Origin of the sequence: Actinoallomurus bryophytorum (assembly GCF_006716425.1) — a bacterium.
GTDB lineage: Bacteria > Actinomycetota > Actinomycetes > Streptosporangiales > Streptosporangiaceae > Actinoallomurus > Actinoallomurus bryophytorum.
Genome location: NZ_VFOZ01000001.1, coordinates 7,623,131 through 7,637,463 on the forward strand (window position 1 = coordinate 7,623,131; position 14,333 = coordinate 7,637,463).

The 14,333-nt window shown below is 73.1% G+C and carries 15 protein-coding genes and 1 pseudogene; 11 read left to right on the forward strand and 5 right to left on the reverse strand.

Going from position 1 to position 14,333, the window contains the following annotated elements; genetic code table 11:
* The first annotated feature begins 8 nt into the window (after positions 1 to 8).
* The 6 genes from selA (at position 9) to FB559_RS35330 (ending at position 6,486) form a co-directional block, all read left to right on the forward strand.
* Positions 9 to 1,295 (forward strand): L-seryl-tRNA(Sec) selenium transferase, encoded by a 1,287-nt coding sequence (gene selA, locus FB559_RS35305; protein ID WP_141961249.1) that lies wholly within the window; start codon positions 9 to 11, stop codon positions 1,293 to 1,295.
* On the forward strand, positions 1,286 to 3,034 hold the full coding sequence (selB, locus tag FB559_RS35310; protein ID WP_141961250.1) for a selenocysteine-specific translation elongation factor: 1,749 nt from the start codon (positions 1,286 to 1,288) through the stop codon (positions 3,032 to 3,034). Before selA ends, selB begins: the two co-directional genes overlap by 10 nt.
* 19 nt (positions 3,035 to 3,053) lie before the next feature.
* A complete protein-coding gene (locus FB559_RS35315) occupies positions 3,054 to 3,365 on the forward strand; it encodes a GNAT family N-acetyltransferase (protein WP_141961251.1) in 312 nt (103 codons plus the stop codon).
* Positions 3,362 to 4,318: a pirin family protein gene (locus tag FB559_RS35320; protein WP_141961252.1), complete on the forward strand. Its 957-nt coding sequence runs from the start codon at positions 3,362 to 3,364 to the stop codon at positions 4,316 to 4,318. Before FB559_RS35315 ends, FB559_RS35320 begins: the two co-directional genes overlap by 4 nt.
* Positions 4,319 to 4,351: 33 nt before the next feature.
* Positions 4,352 to 5,176 (forward strand): arylamine N-acetyltransferase family protein, encoded by an 825-nt coding sequence (locus FB559_RS35325; RefSeq protein ID WP_141961253.1) that lies wholly within the window; start codon positions 4,352 to 4,354, stop codon positions 5,174 to 5,176.
* A gap of 119 nt (positions 5,177 to 5,295) precedes the next feature.
* Entirely contained in the window at positions 5,296 to 6,486 is a 1,191-nt protein-coding gene (locus FB559_RS35330; RefSeq protein WP_141961254.1) for an RtcB family protein, read from the forward strand.
* A 127-nt stretch (positions 6,487 to 6,613) separates the two neighbouring features.
* Here FB559_RS35330 and FB559_RS35335 read toward each other — a convergent pair whose 3' ends face one another.
* Complete coding sequence (locus tag FB559_RS35335) at positions 6,614 to 6,802, reverse strand: hypothetical protein (RefSeq protein WP_141961255.1); 189 nt, start codon at positions 6,800 to 6,802, stop codon at positions 6,614 to 6,616.
* A gap of 377 nt (positions 6,803 to 7,179) precedes the next feature.
* Positions 7,180 to 7,977, reverse strand: a complete 798-nt coding sequence (locus FB559_RS35340) for an alpha/beta hydrolase (RefSeq protein ID WP_141961256.1) — start codon at positions 7,975 to 7,977, stop codon at positions 7,180 to 7,182.
* 106 nt (positions 7,978 to 8,083) lie between these two features.
* Between FB559_RS35340 and moaA the strand changes: the two genes are divergently transcribed.
* From moaA to FB559_RS35365, 5 genes are all read left to right on the forward strand, one after another.
* Positions 8,084 to 9,067 (forward strand): GTP 3',8-cyclase MoaA, encoded by a 984-nt coding sequence (moaA, locus tag FB559_RS35345; protein ID WP_141961257.1) that lies wholly within the window; start codon positions 8,084 to 8,086, stop codon positions 9,065 to 9,067.
* 10 nt (positions 9,068 to 9,077) lie between these two features.
* Positions 9,078 to 9,389, forward strand: a complete 312-nt coding sequence (locus FB559_RS35350) for a DUF3467 domain-containing protein (protein WP_221640333.1) — start codon at positions 9,078 to 9,080, stop codon at positions 9,387 to 9,389.
* A complete protein-coding gene (gene mobA / locus FB559_RS35355) occupies positions 9,376 to 9,951 on the forward strand; it encodes a molybdenum cofactor guanylyltransferase (RefSeq protein WP_141961259.1) in 576 nt (191 codons plus the stop codon). Before FB559_RS35350 ends, mobA begins: the two co-directional genes overlap by 14 nt.
* Positions 9,944 to 10,186 (forward strand): DUF6457 domain-containing protein, encoded by a 243-nt coding sequence (locus FB559_RS35360; RefSeq protein ID WP_141961260.1) that lies wholly within the window; start codon positions 9,944 to 9,946, stop codon positions 10,184 to 10,186. The genes mobA and FB559_RS35360 overlap by 8 nt, the downstream gene beginning before the upstream one ends.
* Positions 10,187 to 10,270: 84 nt before the next feature.
* Positions 10,271 to 10,819, forward strand: a complete 549-nt coding sequence (locus tag FB559_RS35365; protein WP_141961261.1) for a ferritin-like domain-containing protein — start codon at positions 10,271 to 10,273, stop codon at positions 10,817 to 10,819.
* A 58-nt stretch (positions 10,820 to 10,877) separates the two neighbouring features.
* Here FB559_RS35365 and FB559_RS45880 read toward each other — a convergent pair whose 3' ends face one another.
* The 3 genes and pseudogenes from FB559_RS45880 to FB559_RS35375 form a co-directional block, all read right to left on the reverse strand.
* Positions 10,878 to 11,312: a DUF1275 family protein gene (locus FB559_RS45880; RefSeq protein WP_246122343.1), complete on the reverse strand. Its 435-nt coding sequence runs from the start codon at positions 11,310 to 11,312 to the stop codon at positions 10,878 to 10,880.
* Between the two features lie 1,563 nt (positions 11,313 to 12,875).
* Positions 12,876 to 13,448, reverse strand: a pseudogene (locus tag FB559_RS46935) (DUF1275 family protein); the annotation flags it as partial.
* A gap of 500 nt (positions 13,449 to 13,948) precedes the next feature.
* Entirely contained in the window at positions 13,949 to 14,158 is a 210-nt protein-coding gene (locus FB559_RS35375) for a hypothetical protein (protein ID WP_141961263.1), read from the reverse strand.
* Between the last annotated feature and the right edge of the window lie 175 nt (positions 14,159 to 14,333).

A 14,333-nucleotide genomic window follows, 5' to 3' on the forward strand; every position in this document is an offset into this window, starting at 1 on the left:
TTTCTGACATGGACTCCCGACGCCGAGTGCCGCGTACCGACGCCGTGCTCGCCGACCCGCGGCTCGCCGCCGCGGCGGACCGGCTGGGGCGCGGCATCGTCAAGGCGGCCGTCACCGGCGCGCAGGAGCGTGCCCGGTCGGGGGAGATCGCCGCCGAGCGGGTGGCGGACGCCGCCGTGGCGGCGCTGCCCGCGACCGCCGCGAGTCTCCGGCCGGTCGTCAACGCGACCGGAGTGCTGCTGCACACCAACCTCGGTCGTGCGCCCCTGTCGGCCGCCGCGCGGGAGGCCGTGTCGGCCGCCGCGGGATGCACGGACGTGGAGTTCGACCTGGCCACCGGGCGCCGCGACCGGCGCGGACGCGGCACGCTGGCCGCCCTCGCCGAGGCGTGCCCGGCGGCCGAGGCGGTGCACGTGGTGAACAACAACGCCGCGGCCCTGGTACTCGCCGCCACGGTCCTCGCGCAGGGCCGCGAGATCGTGATCAGCCGCGGCGAGATGGTGGAGATCGGCGACGGTTTCCGGCTGCCGGCGCTGCTCGCCTCGACCGGTGCGCGCCTGCGCGAGGTCGGCACCACCAACCGCACCACCGCCGCCGACTACGCCGACGCGATCGGGCCGGAGACCGGCTTCGTGCTCAAGGTGCATCCCTCCAACTTCCGCATCGAGGGGTTCACCGCCGAGGCCGCCGTACGCGACCTGACCGGCCTGGGCGTGCCGGTCGTCGCCGACATCGGTTCCGGCCTGCTCGCGCCCGAGCCGGTGCTGCCCGGCGAGCCCGACGCCGCGACCGTGCTCGCCGAGGGCGCCGACCTGGTCACCGCCAGCGGCGACAAGCTGCTGGGCGGCCCTCAGGCGGGGCTGCTGCTCGGCCGGTCCGAGCTGGTCGAACGCCTGCGCCGCCACCCGCTCGCCCGCGCGCTGCGGGTCGACAAGCTCACGCTCGCCGCGCTGGAGGCGTCCCTGCGCGGACCGGAGCCACCGACCGCCCAGGCGCTGCACGCCGGCCTCGCCTCGCTCCGCGAGCGTGCCGTGCTCCTGGCCAAGGAGCTGACCGGCTACGACGCCGTGGTGGTCGACTCCGTCGCCCGGGTCGGCGGCGGCGGAGCACCGGGGGTCGAGCTGCCCAGCGTGGCCGTCGGCCTGCCGGAGACCTGTGCCGTGCCCCTGCGCCGCGCCGGCATCGTGGGCCGCGTCGAGTCCGGCCGCCTGCTCCTGGACCTGCGCGGGATCCCGGCGGATCTCGGTGTGACGGTGCTCGCCGCGCGGATACGGGAATCCCTCCAGTGCATGTGATCGCCACCGCGGGCCACGTCGACCACGGAAAGTCGACGCTCGTCCGCGCGCTCACCGGCATGGAGCCGGACCGCTGGGCCGAGGAGCGGCGGCGGGGCATGACCATCGACCTGGGCTTCGCCTGGATGACGCTGGACTCGGGGGAGCGGCTCGCGTTCGTGGACGTCCCCGGGCACGAACGCTTCGTGACCAACATGCTCGCCGGCGTCGGCCCGGTGCCCGCGGTCATGATCGTCGTGGCGGCGGACGAGGGCTGGATGCCGCAGTCCGCCGAGCACCTCGCCGCCGTCGACGCGCTCCGGGTGCGCCACGGCCTGCTCGTCGTCACGCGTTCGGACCGCGCCGACCCTGCCGCCGCGCTGGCCCAGGCGCGAGCGGAGATCGCCCGGACCACCCTCGGCGACGTCCACGCGATCGCGGTCAGCGGCGCGACCGGCCAGGGGCTGCCGGAGCTGCGGACCGCCCTCGGCGACCTGGCCGCCCGCCTGCCGGCGCCGGACCCTCGCGCGCCGGTGCGGATCTGGATCGACCGGGCGTTCACGATCAAGGGCAGCGGCACGGTCGTCACCGGCACGCTGCCCGCCGGCAGCCTGCGCTCCGGGGGTGAGCTGCTCCTGGAGGGCAGGCCGGTGCGCGTACGTTCCCTGCAGACGCTGAAGGAGACCACCCGTGAGGTGACCGGCGTCGCCCGGGTCGCGATCAACCTGCGCGGCGTCGAACGCGACGACGTCTCCCGTGGCATGGCCCTCACCGGCAGCGAATGGACCGTCACCGATGTCATCGACGTACGCGTCGAGGGCGTGGACCGGCTGCCCCGCGAGCCGGTCCTGCACATCGGGTCCGCCGCCGTGCCGGTACGCCTGCGCCCGCTCGGCGAGGACGCGGCACGCCTCACGCTCGCCCGTCCGCTGCCGCTGCACATCGGCGACCGGCTGCTGCTGCGCGACCCCGGTGCCCGCCGGGTCGCCGGCGCCGACGTGCTCGACGTGCGCCCGCCGGCCCTGCGGCGGCGCGGCGCGGCCGCCGCCCGAGCGGACGAGCTCGCCGCCGGCGTCCCGTCCGCCGCCGAGCTGGTCCGGCGGCACGGCCTGATCCGCCGGCCCGACCTCGTCGCGATGGGCGTCGCCCCGGAGGGCGAGCCGGTGGCGGCCGACTGGCTCGCCGACCCGGCGCACTGGGAGTCCCTGCGCCGCCGGCTGGCCGAGGAGGTCGCCCGGCACGCCGCCGCCGACCCGCTCGATCCCGGCCTGCCGGTCGAGGCCGCCCGGTCCCTGCTGGACCTGCCCGACCGGCGCCTGGTCGACGCGCTGGCACGGCCACCGCTGCGGCTCGAGTCCGGCCGGGTGCACGCGTCCGCCGCCGCCGGCCTGCCGCCCGCGATCGCCGAGGCGCTACGGCTGCTCCGCGCCGACCTGGACCGGAGCCCGTTCCGTGCGCCGGAGTCCGGCCGGCTCGCCGAGCTGGGACTCACCGGGCGTGCGCTGGGCGCGGCCGTACGCGCCGGCGCGCTGCTCAGGGTGGCCGAGGGGATCGTGCTGCTCCCCGGCGCCGACGCCGAGGCGGCACGTGTCCTCGCCTCGGTGCCGCAGCCGTTCACCGTCAGCGAGGCACGCCGGGCACTCGACACCAGCCGCCGCGTCGCCGTCCCGCTGCTCGAACATCTCGATCGCCAGGGGCTCACGACCCGGGTGGACGATGCCCGCCGTACCCTCGCCAGGGGCGGCGCGGACGACCGCTGAACAGCGCAGGGAGATGAGAATGGCCGAGGAGCACGCGCCGCCGAAGGTGGTACGCAACGACGAGGAGAAGCGGTACGAGGCGTGGGTCGGAGACGACCTCGCCGCGATCGCCGTCTACCGCGAGCGTGGTGACCGCACGATCTTCACCCACACCGAGGTGGAGCCGGACTACGAGGGCAGGGGCATCGCCAAGGCACTGGCCGCGGCGGCTCTCGACGACGTGGTGCGCCGTGACCGGGTGATCGTCCCGCTGTGCCCGTTCATCGCCTCGTACCTGAAGAGGCACCCCGAGTACCAGGACCACGTGCGCAGCCCCCAGGTGGCCGAATGAGCGACCTCGACGCACGGCCCGCGGTGACGGAGACCCACGCGGTGGCCGGTGACGGCGCGGTGGTGGAGGTCTTCGAGTCCCGGCGGGTCCCGCTCGGTGGCATCCGCGACATGCGCGTCGACCGCGTGCTCCCGCACCGGTCGCTGCCCACCGTCGGCGGCTGGTGTTTCCTGGACCAGTTCGGCCCACAACGTACCGACATGCGCGTGCTGCCGCATCCGCATACCGGCCTGCAGACGGTCACGTGGCCACTGCGGGGTGAGATCCGGCATCGCGACAGCCTCGGCAGCGACGTACTCGTACGCCCCGGCCAGCTGAACCTCATGACCGCGGGCCACGGCGTGGCGCACTCGGAGCTGTCGATCGGCGACGCGCCGCTGCTGCACGCCTTCCAGCTGTGGCTGGCACTGCCGGCGGACCGGGCCGGCATCGAGCCCGCCTTCGAGCAGCACACCGAGCTGCCGATCTACGAGCACGGCGGCGTACGGGCGACCGTCATCGTCGGGACGCTGGGGGACGCCGTGTCGCCCGCGACCGTGCACACACCGCTGGTCGGCGCCGACCTGGAGATCGCCGCCGGCGCGGTGGCGGGCATTCCGCTGCGCCCCGGCTTCGAGCATGCCCTGCTGGTCGTCGAGGGCGAGGTAGAGGTGGGCGGCACCACGGTCGCGGCCGGACCGCTGGTCTACCTCGGCACCGGACGCGACACCCTGCCGGTGTCCGCGCCCGGCGGCGCACGCGCCCTCCTGCTCGGCGGCGAGCCGTTCCCCGACGAGCTCGTCATGTGGTGGAACTTCGTCGGGCGCAGCCATGAGGAGGTCGCGGCCGCCCGCGCCGACTGGGAGCGCGGCGACGCCCGGTTCGGGAAGGTCGCCGGGCACGGCGACGAGCGCATCCCCGCCCCCGCGCTGCCCGGCGTCCACCTGCGGCCCCGTGGCCGCAGGCCACGTTGACCTCGAGCGGGGTCGAGGTTCTAGGTTGATTCCATGAGCCCGGACGATCCCGCGTACGGCTGGCACGGAGACCTGCTGGATCTGGACGCCTACCTGGCCCGGATCGGGGTCGAGGGGGAGCTTCCGCCGACCGTGGGGACCCTGCGGGTCCTGATGCGCGCCCACGCCCTGGCGATCCCGTTCGAGAACCTGGAGATCGTGCTGGGCCGCCCCATCCTGCTGGGCGTCGAGGACCTCCAGGCCAAGATGGTCCGCGCGTCGCGCGGCGGCTACTGCTTCGAACACGTCACGTTGTTCGCGGCGGTGCTGGAACGCCTGGGCTTCGGCGTGACCGGGCTGTCGGCGCGGGTCCGGATGGGCTCGGGTGCGCTGCGGCCGGCCACACACGCGCTGCTGCGCGTGGCGGCCGAGGACGGCGGGGACTGGATCTGCGACGTGGGCTTCGGGCACGGCCAGCTGGAGCCGATCGAGCTCGCCGACGGCGCCGGGACGACGCGGGACAGGTGGGCGTTCCGGCTGGAGCGCGGCGTCGAGGGGTGGCTGCTGTACGCGGGCCCGCTCGACCTGCACTCCTTCACGCTCGACCCGCGTTACGCCATCGACTACGTCGTGTTCGACCACTACGTCTCCACGCATCCCCGGTCGCCGTTCGTCGGGCGGCTGATCGCCCAGTGCGTACGGCCCGAGATCCGTTACGCACTGGACGGCACGACCCTCACCTCGACCCGGGTGGACGGGACCGACGAGACCGTACGGCTCGAACCGGGCGAGGTGCCGAAGGTGCTGGAAGAGGTGTTCGGGATCGTCCTGGACGAGCAGGACACGGCGCGGCTCGTCGCCGTGCTCGCGGCGGGGTAGCCGCCTGACCTGGTGGAATGCGAATTATCGGGTGTTCTGCCCGGAAAACCGGTTGAAACCGGTGATCATCTTCTGGCGTCATAGTCACGGCACACCGGACGTCTGGAGAGGAGATGGTGATGCCGTACACAATGCGAGGCGGTCACATTCCGATCCGGATGTGGGCCGACCCCGCCGACGTCGAGTCGGGCGCGCTCGACCAGCTCCGCAACGTCTCGAACCTGCCCTGGGTGCACGGAGTCGCGGTCATGCCGGACGTGCACTACGGCAAGGGCGCGACGGTCGGCTCGGTCATCGCGATGCGGGACGCCGTCGCTCCGGCCGCGGTCGGCGTGGACATCGGCTGCGGGATGACCGCGGTCAGGTCCAGTCTCACCGTCGACGACCTGCCCGACGACCTGAGCCGCCTGCGCGCCAAGATCGAGAAGGCGGTGCCGGTCGGACGCGGCGCGCACAAGACCGCGGTCGACCCGTCGGCCGTACCGGGGCTGAAGGAACGCGGCTGGTACGAGTTCTGGAAGGCCTACGACGAGCTGGCGCCGGTCGCCCGTTCCCGCCGTGGCCGTGCGACGTCGCAGCTGGGCACCCTGGGCTCGGGCAACCACTTCCTGGAGCTGTGCGCGGACGTGGACGGCACGGTCTGGCTCGTGCTGCACTCGGGCTCGCGCAACATCGGCAAGGAACTCGCCGAGCACCACATCGAGGCCGCGATGCGGCTGCCGCACAACCAGGACCTGCCCGACCGCGACCTGGCCGTGTTCGTCAACGGCACGCGCAAGATGGAGGAGTACCGCCGGGACCTGTTCTGGGCGCAGGACTACGCGCGGCGCAACCGCGCCGTGATGATGGCCCTGACGCAGAACGTCGTCTCACGGTTCTTCACCGGCAAGCGGGTCCGCTGGGAGGACGTCATCTCCTGCCACCACAACTACGTGGCGGAGGAGACCTACGACGGCGTCGAGCTGCTCATCACCCGCAAGGGCGCGATCCGCGCGGGCGAGGGCGACCTCGGCATCATCCCGGGCTCGATGGCGACGGGGACCTACATCGTCCGCGGCCTTGGCAACGAGAGCGCGTTCAACTCGGCGTCCCACGGCGCGGGCCGGAAGATGAGCCGTTCGAAGGCCAAGAAGTCCTTCACCGTCGATGACCTCATCGAGCAGACCCGGGGCGTCGAGTGCCGCAAGGACCCGGGCGTCATCGACGAGATCCCGGGCGCGTACAAGGACATCGAATCGGTGATCGAGGCGCAGACCGACCTCGTCGAGGTCGTCGCCCACCTGCGCCAGCTGATCTGCGTCAAGGGCTAGCCAGGGGCTACCCCGTGCTGGGGAGGCTCTGCCGGCGCGAGCCGGTGTCGTGTTCCGTCTCAGCGGCGTTGCCCCGCCGCCGGCCTGCGAGCCGGTGGCGGGGCAACACCGTCGTCCTGGGCTTATGTCAGAGCTCGTCCTGGTCGGCGCGCTGCCACCAGGACATGATGCGGTCCGTGACGTGCCAGCTCGCGTAGGCGGCCAGAATGGCGGCCAGGACGGCGGCGGCGACACCGATGAGCGGTCGGACGTCGGCGGTGACGGCCACGCTTCGCATGAGCAGGACGGCGGGGACCTCGAACAACCCGTTGGGCACGGTCTCTCCTCAGGGGGCATCCGGCAGGGGGGCGAGCCCGCATCGCACGGCACGGCACACGCGAAGCGCGAGGCTACCAGGACCGACCTGCTAAAACTGACATAAACCTTGTCTATGTCACATATCGGACATCGGGTGGATCGGCCATCCGAAGTGACCTGAGCCCTGTCCGGCGCGGAACCGGTCGACGGGTAGGTGACGACACAGTGAACGCCAGGTCGGAGGGTTCCCCCATCGCAGCCGAGATCGCGGAGACCAGCGCGTCCCGGGTGTCGGCGGGAAGAGTCCTCGCGGCGTAGGTGACTACGGCCACCCCTTCTTCGAACACCGCCGCGGACGGCGTGTCGATCGGCAAGGCGGCTTCATGTCGCGGGTGTTCAGCTTTCCACGTGGCGGGCGATGAAGCCGGTGACGTCGGCCAGGACCTCGTCCTTGTTGGTCTCGTTGAAGACCTCGTGCCGCGCGCCCGGGTAGATGATCTCGGTCAGGTCCTCGCCGCGGATCTCGGCGATGCCGCCGCGCGTCGCGTCCAGTGGGACGAGTTCGTCGGCCTCGCCGTGCACCCACAGTGTCGGCAGTGCGCCGAGCCGGCCGGCCGCGGAGATCGTGGCCATGCAGCGGTCGAACGCCTCGACCGTCGCGCGCTTGAACGGGCCGTGCCACACCAGTGGGTCGGCCGCGTACGCCTCGCCGACCGGCAGGTCCCGCGACAGCGTCGCGATGTCGATGGGGATGTCCGGAATCTCTTCGAGCTCGAGCAGCATCTTGATCGGACCCCACCTGCCGAGTACCGGCCCGGACAGCACGAGGGCGGTGAGTCCGGTGCCGTACCGCTGTGCGTACCGGGCCGCGATCATCCCGCCCATGGAGTGGCCGATCAGGACGACGGGCAGTCCGGGATGGTCCGTACGCGCACGGTCCTCGACGGTGTGCAGGTCGGTGACGACCTCCTCGAAGTCGTGGACCAGCACGCGCTCGCCGCCTGACCTGCCGTGGCCCATGTGGTCGGGCCCGTACACGACCGCACCGTGCCGGAGCAGCGTGTCCGCGACGTGCTCATAGCGTCCGATGTGCTCGCCGTACCCGTGCGCCAGCAGCGCGATCCAGCGCGGTTCCTCGGCCGGCCAGACGTGAGTGGTGATCTTTTCGCGTTCGCCGTTGAACTCCCATTCCATGACCCCTCATGATCGGGCCGGGCGGGCTGGAACACCAGATGTCGGTGCCGGGTTGTATACAGGTCATAGGCTGGAAAGATCGGCAGCTACTTAAGGGGCACTTCCTTTGCTCGTTGACGGTTTCGGCCGGGTCGCGACCGACCTCCGGGTCTCCCTCACCGACCGCTGTAACCTCCGGTGCACTTACTGCATGCCGCCCGAAGGCCTGGACTGGCTGCCAAAGCCCGAGCTGCTCACCGATGACGAGGTGATCCGGCTCGTGAGCATCGGCGTCGAGCGGCTCGGCATCACCGAGGTGCGCTACACCGGCGGCGAGCCGCTGCTGCGCCGTAACCTCACCGGGATCGTCGCCGAGACGGCCGCCCTGGGTGCGGAGGTGTCGCTGACCACCAACGGCATCGGGCTGGCGCGGCTCGCGGCTCCGCTGGCCGAGGCCGGGCTCAGCCGGGTCAACGTCTCCCTGGACACGCTCGACCGCGAGACGTTCAAGCGGCTCGCCCATCGTGACCGCCTCTCCGACGTCCTCGACGGGCTGGCCGCCGCCGAGCGCGCGGGCATGAGCCCCGTCAAGGTCAACACCGTCCTCATGCGCGACGTCAACGACCACGACGCCGTCGCGCTGCTGCGCTACTGCCTCGACCAGGGGTACGAGCTCCGCTTCATCGAGCAGATGCCGCTGGACGCCCAGCACGGCTGGACCCGCGAGGGCATGGTCACCGCCGACGAGATCCTTCAGCGCCTGTCGGCCGCCTTCGACCTGGCCCCGGAGCCCGACGAGGCTCGGGGGAGCGCGCCCGCCGAGACGTTCCTCGTCGACGGCGGCCCGGCCAAGGTCGGCGTCATCGCCTCGGTGACCAGGCCCTTCTGCGGCGCGTGCGACCGCGTACGGCTCACCGCCGACGGTCAGGTCCGCAACTGCCTGTTCGCGCGGGAGGAGTCCGACCTGCGTGCCGCGCTGCGTACGGGCGCCTCCGACGACGATCTCGTCGAGCGCTGGCTCGCCGCCGTGGCCGGCAAGCGCCCCGGGCACGGCATCGATGATCCGACTTTCCTGCAGCCGACACGTCCGATGTCCGCCATCGGGGGGTAGAAAGGACGGCGTGACGGAGCAGCCGCAGGAACACCGGGTCGAGATCACGGTCCCACCGGACCACGAGGTGGGAGTGCACGCGAGCTTCGCCTCCGTCTGGCGCACCCAGGACTCCTTCGTGATCGACTTCTCCACCGAGGTACGCCCGCCCGAGGTCGAAGAGGATCCCGAGAGCGGCACCCCGTACCTCCACGTCCCGGCTCGCGTCGTGGCTCGCGTCCGCATCCCGCCCGGCCAGGTGTGGGAGCTGATGAAGTCCCTCGAACAGAACCTCAGCGCGTACGAGCGGGAGAACACCAAGAGCTCTCATGACGAGCAGTGAGGCCTACGACGCCGTGGTGCTCGCCGGCGGGGGAGCCCGGCGTCTGCGCGGCGCCGACAAACCAGGCCTTCTGGTCGGCGGACGGCCGCTGGTGGCCTGGGTCGGTGCGGCGGTGGCCGGCGCGGGACGGCTGGTGCTCGTCGGCCCCGAACGCCCCGAACTCCCGCGGGCGGTCACCGTACGGGAGGATCCGCCCGGCGGAGGCCCGGTTCCCGCGCTGCGCGCCGGCCTGGCCCTCGTACGTGCGCCATGGGTCGCGGTGCTCGCCGCCGACCTGCCGTTCCTGCGGGCCGAGCACGTCGATGAGCTTCGGCGTTCGGCGTACGGGCGGGCCGGAGCCGTGCTCGTCGACGCGGACGGGCGATCCCAGTGGCTGGCGGGTGTGTGGAGTACGGCCGCCCTGGCCGGCGCCCTCGCCCGCCATCACGGCGACTCCCTCCGTGGTCTGATGGACCCGCTCGGGCCGGTGCGCGTGGCGGCGCCGGGGCGGCCCTGGTACGACTGCGACACACCTTCCGACGTCGAGGCGGCGTCCCGGATGATCGAGGAGAACAGTGCTTGACGAGTGGATACAGGCGACCTGTGAGGAGCTCGGCCTCGAGCCCGGCGACATGCACCGCGATCTGATCCTCGACGTGGCACGCGACGTCGCGCACGGAGTGGCGAGGCCGGCCGCACCCCTGACCGCCTACCTCATGGGCCTGGCCGTCGGGCGGGGCACGCCCGTACGCGACGCCGCCGCCCGGATCACCGAGATGGCCGAGGGGTGGAACGACCGGCCTCCGAAGGCTGAGTAAATCCCGGCCGGTCATCATGTGTAGTCGTCCGATGACGTGGTAGGTAGGGCCAGTCGAGACACACCAACGATCACGGAGGCTGGCATGGCCGATTTCCTGACCGATATCAAGACGCTGAGGGAGCGTGCGCGGGCGGAGATCGACAAGGGGCCGGTCACCGAGGCGTACGGCGCCGACCTGAAACGCGTCATCGAGGTGTGCAACGAGGCGCTCGCCACCGAGATCGTCTGTGTGCTGCGGTACAAGCGGCACTACTACACGGCGACCGGCATCCATTCAGAGTCGGTGGCGGCCGAGTTCCTCGAACACGCCGCCGACGAGCAGCGCCACGCCGACCTGCTGGCCGAGCGCATCGCCCAGCTGGGCGGTTCCCCCGACTTCGACCCGGCACGGCTGTCGAGCCGGTCCCACACCGAGTACAACGCCAGCTCGGACCTGGTCGAGATGATCAGGGAGGACCTGGTCGCCGAGCGCATCGCGATCGCCTCCTACACCGAGATCGCCCAGTGGATCGGCGACGGTGACCCCACGACGCGGCGGCTCTTCGAAGAACTCCTCGCCGACGAGGAGGAGCACGCCGACGACCTCAAGTCCCTGCTCGAACGCCTGCCGGCGGATCTGGCGCGTTCCTGATCCTTCCGCCCGGGCCGCCGTCCTCCTTGAGGGCGGCGGTTTCTTTTCCGGGGTCTGGTCAGCGGCGGCCGACCAGGAGGACGACCGCGAGTGTGGCGGCGAGCGGCAGCGCCGGCGCGGCCGGCCGGGCCCAGGTGAGCAGCACCGCGTCCAGCCCGGCCCCGGCGAGCGCGGCCGCCAGCACGGCGAAGCGGCGGCGCATGGTCGAGGGCACGCCACTGGTGGCGAGTTCCGTGGTCAGGGCCGTGAGCGTGCCGGTGAGGTAGGTGGTGGCGGCCCCGGCGAGGGGGAGCGTGTTCACCCCGGCGCTCTGCACTCCCATGGCGAACGCGGACGGGACGAGCAGGAGGATCTGGGCCGTCCCGTCCGGGTGTCCACCGGTACCGAGCCACCCGACGAGCACGAGCGCCTGCGCGAACGGCACGAGCACGAGCACCCGGTGTACGCGGCCGGTCCACTGTTCGCCGTCGCTCCCGCTCTCGCGCGGAGCCATGGGGCCGCGCCATCCGAAGCGACCGCCCGTCCCACGCCGCCCGCGCGCAGGTGAGAGCCGGTTCTCGGCGTGGCCACGGCGCGCTCGGGCGAGATGTGCCCACCGGAGAAGCCCACGTTGCGTGCCCACGGGACGGAGGGACCGCCCACGCCGACGTGTGCCGACCGGGCGGATGGGCAGTGAGCGCCGACGTGTGCCGACCGGGCGGATGGGCAGTGAGCGCCGACGTGTGCCGACCGGGCGGATGGGCAGTGGGCGCCGACGTGTGCCGACCGGGCGGATGGGCCGTGGGCCGCGACGCGTGTCCACCGGACGGATGGGCCACGGGCGGCCGGGCAGTCCACGGCGCGTTCGTGCGGCCCGCGCCCACCGCGATTGGTGCCGTGCCCGCGCGGGCCGGCGGAGACGAGGCAGGCCCCGGCGCGTAGGGGCGGCGCGTGTCCACCCGCGGGATCCACGCCGTGCCCGCGCGGTCCGCCCAGACCACGCACGGCGGGGCATCTTGCGGCGTGAGGGGGCGGCCTGTGAGTCCCGGCGCAGACTGGTGGGCGGGCCGGGCCTGGCGCGGCGGGGCAGTCCGCGGCGTGCGGGCCCGGGGCGGCCGGCATGCCTGCGGCGTGCGGGTGCGGGGCGTCCTCGCCGGGGGAGTCGGCGGCGCAGGCCGGCCGAACCGGGCTGCAGGCTACGGCGCGAGTGTGCAGGACGACCGAGGTGTCTGCGGCGTGCGGTGGCCTGTGCTCCCCGGCGCAGACCGGTAGGCGGGCCGGGGCTGGTGCGGCGGGGCAGTCCGCGGCGCACGGGGCCGGGGCGACCGGGGTACCTGCGGCGTGCGGGTGCGGGGCGTGCTCGCCGGGGGAGTCGGCGGCGCAGACCGGTGGGCGGGCCGGGCCGCCGGGTGCGGGCCCGTGCGGGTGCAGGACGGCCGAGGTACTTGCGGCGTGCGGAGGTGGGGTGTGGTTTCTGGGGGATGCGGCGCTGGCGTCGGCCGGCGCGCGGGCCGGGCAGTCCGCCGCGCGCCGGTCCGAGGCGGCCGGGATATCTGCGGCGTGCGGAGGCGGGGTCTGCTCGCCGCGGGGTACGGCGCCCGCGCAGGCCGTCGCGCGGTCCGCGGCGCGTGGGTTCGGGACGACCGGGATATCCGTCGCGTGCGGGGACCGGGCGTGGTCGCTGGGAGGTGCGGCGGCGCAGGCCGCCTGGCAGGCCGCGCCGGGTACGGCGTGCGGGTCCAGGGCCATCGGGATATCTGCGGCCTGCGGTGGGTTGCGCGTGCCGGAGGAGGCGCCACCGGCGCATGCCGCCGCGCAGGCCAAGCCGCGTGTGGTGCGTGGCTCCAGGGCGGCCGGGATATCTGCGGCCTGCGGTGGGTTGCGCTCGCCGGAGGAGGCGCCACCGACGCATGCCAACGCGCAGGCCAAGCCGCGTGTGGTGCGTGGCTCCAGGGCGGCCGAGGTACCGGCGGCGTGGGGAGCTGGGAGGTGTCCGCCGGAACGGGCCGGGAGCCGTACTCCCGGGAGGCCCGCCCCCGCGCCCGGCCGGGGAATGCCCGGCGGCGGTGTGGCGGAACCAGGTGGTGGCACCTAACACGCCCGCGACATACGCCGCGATGGCGAAGGCGGCCGAGAGCGCCGGATCGGGCCGGGCGTGAACGACGGCGACGCCGAGCAGGACGAGGTTCCCCGTCATCACACTCGCGAAGACCGCGCCGAGCCCGACGAAACTGAAGGCGTCCACTGCCCCCGAACCCAGCGCCAGCAGAATGACGGCGGCGGTGAGCCTCCCCGCCCGCGGCACCTGCGGTGGGGCCGCGGTGCCGCCCCCCGACACCTGCGCTTGCCGCTCGGCCATGCCGGCGCCCCCCGACACCTGTACTCGCCGTCGGCCGCTGCGACGCTTCCGAAGCCCCGGGTCCCGCCATGCCCGCGTCCCCGAACGGCCGCACTCCCCGCCGACCCACGGCGGCGCCCCCTGGACAGCCGTGACCACGGTCGGCCATGAACGCCGTCCCCTGCCACCTACGACGGCCTTTCCCGTGGGCAATATCCCCGCCCCGTCCCCGAACGACACACAGCCCGCCGACAGACCCGAAGGCCGGCAGACGCGGATGAGGACGGAACAGCCGCCCGACCACCTGGCCATCGCCGGGGCGTAAGGACCGGGGTGGGGTGGTGGCGGGTGTGTGGTCGATTGGTCGTTGGCGGGGTGGGGTGGTGGCCGGTGCGCGTTCACCTGGCCGCCATCACGACCGCGTGGTCGTGCTGCTGGGCCAGTCGGCGCTCGGCTTGGCCGTCGGCCTCCGGGTGCCGCCCGTCGGGCGGAGTTCTGCCAGGGCCTGATCGAGCAGGCCGCGCCGTTCCCGCCGGAGCCCCGCACCGTCGACCGGCCGGAGGCGACCAGCCGTCCGAACACGCGGGCGTCCTGGTAAATCGACCGTTACATCGCCCTGCTCGCCTCGACGCCCTGTCCATCTCGGGTGGCCGGCCGGCGCTGGCCGATGGCGGGCGTCCATGCGAGTCGTCCGGGCGGTGGGCCCGTGATGCTCGGCCGCCCTGTCCGTCCGGTGCGACGTCAGGCTCTTCGCCGATCAGGACCCGGCCTGTACGCGACTACCCGTCCCGGCGGGTATCGGGGTGTGTGGCTTACGTGGTCTCTTCCTCGACCGGGACGGTTTCGCGGTGGAAGCCTCTACGGGACAGGAAGTCGGTCAGGGACTCCCGGTGCTCGTCGCAGGCCAGCCAGACCTTGCGCCGGTCAGGGTCGTGGATTTTCGGGTTGTTCCAGCGCAGGGCCCAGCGGGCGTCGGCTCGGCAGTCCTTGGCCGAACACTGGAGCGGCTCATCGGTGGTCACGGCACCAGTCTGTCCGATCGCCGCACATGTACGGACCGGGCCGTCGCCGCGCACAACGCCCTCCCGGCCCGCTGGTACGCCGAGCACACCGCACCCCGGAGCGCGAGACCCACGAGCGCCAACGGCAGGACGAGTGAGCGCGGGCGAGGAAACGCCGGCGGGTCACGGCGGCCTC

Coding starts and splice junctions, on each gene's coding strand:
- mobA (WP_141961259.1), top strand. CDS start 9,376: ATGACGAGCAGTGAGGCCTACGACGCCGTGGTGCTCGCCGGCGGGGGA.
- FB559_RS35365 (WP_141961261.1), top strand. CDS start 10,271: ATGGCCGATTTCCTGACCGATATCAAGACGCTGAGGGAGCGTGCGCGG.
- FB559_RS35325 (WP_141961253.1), top strand. CDS start 4,352: ATGAGCCCGGACGATCCCGCGTACGGCTGGCACGGAGACCTGCTGGAT.
- FB559_RS35340 (WP_141961256.1), bottom strand. CDS start 7,977: ATGGAATGGGAGTTCAACGGCGAACGCGAAAAGATCACCACTCACGTC.
- FB559_RS35320 (WP_141961252.1), top strand. CDS start 3,362: ATGAGCGACCTCGACGCACGGCCCGCGGTGACGGAGACCCACGCGGTG.
- FB559_RS45880 (WP_246122343.1), bottom strand. CDS start 11,312: ATGGCTCCGCGCGAGAGCGGGAGCGACGGCGAACAGTGGACCGGCCGC.
- selA (WP_141961249.1), top strand. CDS start 9: ATGGACTCCCGACGCCGAGTGCCGCGTACCGACGCCGTGCTCGCCGAC.
- FB559_RS35315 (WP_141961251.1), top strand. CDS start 3,054: ATGGCCGAGGAGCACGCGCCGCCGAAGGTGGTACGCAACGACGAGGAG.
- FB559_RS35330 (WP_141961254.1), top strand. CDS start 5,296: ATGCCGTACACAATGCGAGGCGGTCACATTCCGATCCGGATGTGGGCC.